Origin of the sequence: Mesorhizobium sp. M5C.F.Ca.IN.020.32.2.1 (assembly GCF_004023105.1) — a bacterium.
GTDB lineage: Bacteria > Pseudomonadota > Alphaproteobacteria > Rhizobiales > Rhizobiaceae > Mesorhizobium > Mesorhizobium wenxiniae.
The window spans coordinates 1-4,168 of sequence record NZ_RZSX01000580.1 but is presented as its reverse complement, the minus strand read 5'-3'; the positions used below and the strand labels follow the sequence as shown (position 1 = coordinate 4,168).

The window sequence follows — 4,168 nt, the reverse complement described above, 5'->3', positions numbered from 1 at the left end:
GAAAAGAACACGGTTTCCGGCGCAATCAATGTGACGCCGGAGAGCATGGCCTCGTGCCGCCGGCGCGTCTGCCAGATGCCTTCCGCCGCGGCGAGTTCGGCGCGGTTGTTGATGCCGAGCACATTCTCGAAGCCGGCTTCTGCGGCAACGGCATCAAAACCCTGCCCGCCGGCGATCTCAACGATGTCGGTCAGGTAATATTCGCCCTTGGCGTTGTCGTTGCCGACCTGGTCGAGCAGCTGCAGCGCGTGCTTGCCGGCAACCGCCATCAGCCCGCCATTGCAGAAGGTGATTTTCTTCTCCTCGTCGGTGCAGTCTTTTTCCTCGCGGATGGCGATGAGCTTGCCGCCCTTTTCGATCAGCCGGCCATAGCCGGAAGGATTTGACGTGCGGAAGCCGACCACAACGATGGCAGCGCCTTCCGCCAGCTTCCGGCGCGCAACGGTCAGCACCTCCGGATCGATCAGCGGCGTATCGCCGAACATTACGAGGATGTCGTCGTAACCCTTTGATATCGCGTCGCGAGCAGCCAGAACCGCATGCGCCGTACCGAGCCGCCTGTCCTGGACGAAAGTCTCCGCCTTCGGCGCCAACTTTTGCGTGGCCTTGCGCATCTCGTCCGCGCCATGGCCGATCACCAGAGCCAGATCACCGCTGCCTGCCGCTTCGGCAGCCCTCACGACATGGGCGACCATCGGCAGGCCGGCGATCGTGTGCAGCACTTTTGGCACCGCGCTTTTCATGCGCGTGCCTTCGCCGGCGGCGAGGATGACGGACAGGCAGGTTCTCTGGCTCATGGAAGGGCAACCATACAAAAAGGGTTGGAAATCAAGGTATGTCTAGCACTGGCGCGATGCTGCACCAATGCGGTTAAATTCCGGTGAGGTGGTGGAGCAGCTGACTCCAGGTTAGCGGGTCCGCAATTCAATCCTGTGCGCGCAATTCCGGCTTATATGGGCAACAAGCCTATCCCAGCTGCCCCAGCATCGGGAAATTCTCCAGCAGCCAATAGGACGCTGCCTGCACCCCGCCGGTCAGGAAAAAGACGCCGGCGACGACCAGCAGCGCGCCCATCGCCTTCTCGACCCGGCCGAGATGGACGCGGAATTTCGAGAGAAAGTTCATGAAGGCGCCGGAAAACAGCGCCGCGATCAGGAACGGTATGCCGAGCCCGAGCGAATAGGCGGCGAGCAGAGCCGCGCCCTCGCCCACCGTCTCGCGGCCGCCGGCAAGCGTCAGGATCGGTCCCAGCACCGGTCCGATGCACGGCGTCCAGCCGAAGGCGAAGGCCAGTCCCATGACGTAGGCGGCAACGATACTGGCCGGCTTGCCCTGCGACTGGAAGCGCGCCTCACGCGACAGCAGCGGGATGCGCAATATGCCGAGGAAGTTCAACCCCATCAGGATGATGAGCACGCCGGCCGCCATGGCCAGCGGCTCCTGCCAGACGCGCAGCAGCCGTCCGATAGTCGAAGCGCCGGCGCCCAACGCCACGAACACGGTCGAGAATCCGAGAACGAAGGCAATCGAAGCATAAAGCAGCGCGGCACGTGCGTCGGCCTTGGCCGTGACGCCGGCATTGCCGCGGAAATCATCGACCGACACGCCGGCCATGTAGCAGAGATAGGGCGGCACCAGCGGCAGCACGCAAGGCGACAGGAACGAGATCGCCCCCGCCCCGACCGCGCTGACATAGCCGATATCCAATGCCATTTCCCGAAACCCCAACTGTATCGGCGCCGATATAGCGGCGCACGGGCTTGTCCGCCAATCACCATTGCGTGGCAAGTTGCCGCCCTGCATCGAGGAAGAAACGACACACCAGGCGCGTAGATGCAACGAGGCGGCGGCTTTCCGCGCGCTTCTCGATCATATCAGGGGGAACCCCATGAAATCGATCACAGTTGGGCTGGCGGTGCTTTTACTCGGCACCGCCGCCTCCTATGCCGCCGAAGCATGGAAGGAAGCCGATGTAGGCGGCACCAAGATCTATACCGATGCCAACGGCATGACCCTTTACACCTACGACAAGGACGAGACGGGCAAGTCGAACTGCTACGACAAATGCGCCACCAATTGGCCGCCACTGAAGACGGAGGCCGAGGGCGAATGGACCGCACCGAGGGCACCAAGATGTGGGCCTATGAAGGCAAGCCGCTCTACACGTTCATCGAGGATAAGAAGACTGGCGATGTGACCGGCGACGGCGTCGGCGGCGTCTGGCACATAGCCAAAGCCGACTAGTCCCGAACCTGCATCCCGCCATGACCGGCGCGAAATCGCTGACTGCCGCGTATCCCTGCAGGCCTCCTCCCGGCGGCCAGCTTTTGGTACTGTCCGCTGGGCATATGAGCCCCACTCGCCACGCCTGGCTCGCCCGCCAACAGAGCATCCTACCGAACGTCTCTTCAGCGGGGGCTGGCGCACGATCGATGTTTCTCTTATATCCGCGGAAGATTTTGTCCCGTTTCTCCCGGATCCATTGCCGGCTTGTCCAACGGTAGGGCAGCCGCTCCCCCTATCCGGGATTGCGGATATCACATGACGCACCCTTGGGTTGCGGGCTGAATGCAGGACTGCATTTTGGGCGCTTCCCCTTGACCGGATGCAAAAGCGCGGCCATGTGAGCGACAATTGTACGAGATTTCGTCGCGCGCAGCGGAATTCTTCTGCCGCACCACAGCTGATATGAGACCTCATGGACGTCGTCGTCGTCGAATCGCCGGCCAAAGCGAAGACAATCAACAAGTACCTCGGAAAGAACTATAAGGTCCTGGCCTCGTTCGGCCACGTCCGCGATCTGCCGGCCAAGGATGGCTCGGTGCGTCCGGACGAGGATTTTGCCATGTCCTGGGCTGTCGACACCGCCTCGAGCAAACGTCTTGCCGACATCGCCAAGGCGGTCAAGGACGCCGACGGCCTCATCCTCGCCACCGATCCGGATCGCGAGGGCGAAGCCATTTCCTGGCACGTTCTGGAAGTGCTGAAGCAGAAGCGCGCGCTGAAGGACAAGCCGGTCAGCCGCGTCGTCTTCAACGCCATCACCAAATCGTCGGTGCTGGAAGCTATGGCCAATCCGCGTCAGATCGATGCGCCGCTGGTCGACGCCTATCTCGCCCGCCGCGCGCTCGACTATCTCGTCGGCTTCACGCTGTCGCCCGTTCTCTGGCGCAAGCTGCCGGGCGCCCGCTCCGCCGGCCGCGTCCAGTCGGTGGCATTGCGGCTCGTCTGCGACCGCGAATTGGAGATCGAGCGCTTCATTCGCGAGGAATACTGGCAGATATCAGCTCTCCTCGGCACGCCGCGCAAAGAAAATTTCGAGGCGCGGCTGACCGCCTTCGAGCGCAAGAAGCTGCAAAAGCTCGACATTTCGAACAAGGCGCAGGCCGACGACATCAAGACGATGTTGGAAGGCGCTGTTTTCAAGGCGCTGTCGGTCGAAGCCAAGCCGACCAAGCGCAATCCAGGCCCGCCCTTCACCACCTCGACGCTGCAGCAGGCCGCCTCCTCGCGTCTCGGCTTCTCGGCCAGCCGCACCATGCAAGTGGCGCAGCGGCTCTACGAAGGCATGGATATCGGCGGCGAGACTGCCGGCCTGATCACCTATATGCGAACCGACGGCGTGCAGATGGCGCCTGAAGCGATCTCGGCCGCCCGCGATGCCATTGCCAAGGAATTCGGCCCGAAATACCTGCCGGAAAAGTCACGCTACTACACGACCAAGGCCAAGAACGCCCAGGAAGCGCACGAAGCGATCCGCCCGACCGATTTCATGCGCACGCCGGCTTCGGTCAGGCAATATCTCGATGCCGACCAGGCCCGGCTCTACGAGATGGTGTGGAAACGCGCCATCGCCAGCCAGATGCAGCCGGCCGAGATCGAGCGCACCACGGTCGAGATCGAGGCGGTCAATGGCGCCCGCACGGCCGAGCTTCGCGCCGTCGGCTCGGTCGTTCGCTTCGACGGTTTCATTGCCGCCTATACCGAGCAGAAGGACGAGGATTCGGAAGACGAGGAAAACCGCCGTCTGCCCGAGATCCGTGCCGGCGAACAGCTCGACCGCGAGGCGATCAACGCCACCCAGCACACGACTGAGCCGCCGCCGCGCTATTCGGAGGCTTCGCTGATCAAGAAGCTGGAAGAGCTCGGCATCGGCCGGCCATCGACC

The 4,168-nt window shown here is 62.8% G+C and carries 3 protein-coding genes and 1 pseudogene; 2 read left to right on the top strand and 2 right to left on the bottom strand.

Annotated features, from left to right (window positions below):
* Positions 1-797 (bottom strand): NTP transferase domain-containing protein (locus tag EOA86_RS24700; RefSeq protein ID WP_164891949.1); only part of this gene is annotated, 797 nt, incomplete at its 3' end.
* Positions 798-966: 169 nt separating this feature from the next.
* Positions 967-1,713, bottom strand: coding sequence for a cytochrome c biogenesis CcdA family protein (locus tag EOA86_RS24695; RefSeq protein WP_128344063.1), 747 nt, complete (start codon positions 1,711-1,713; stop codon positions 967-969).
* Between the two features lie 175 nt (positions 1,714-1,888).
* Here EOA86_RS24695 and EOA86_RS24690 point away from each other — a divergent pair.
* Both EOA86_RS24690 and topA read left to right on the top strand, forming a co-directional pair.
* A pseudogene (locus tag EOA86_RS24690) lies at positions 1,889-2,244 on the top strand (hypothetical protein).
* Between the two features lie 454 nt (positions 2,245-2,698).
* Positions 2,699-4,168, top strand: a 1,470-nt coding sequence (gene topA / locus EOA86_RS24685; protein WP_128344061.1) for a type I DNA topoisomerase, incomplete at its 3' end; no start/stop codon positions are given.

Bases quoted from the DNA above. Each gene is read 5' to 3' on its own strand.
- EOA86_RS24695 (WP_128344063.1), bottom strand. From the start codon at position 1,713: ATGGCATTGGATATCGGCTATGTCAGCGCGGTCGGGGCGGGGGCGATC.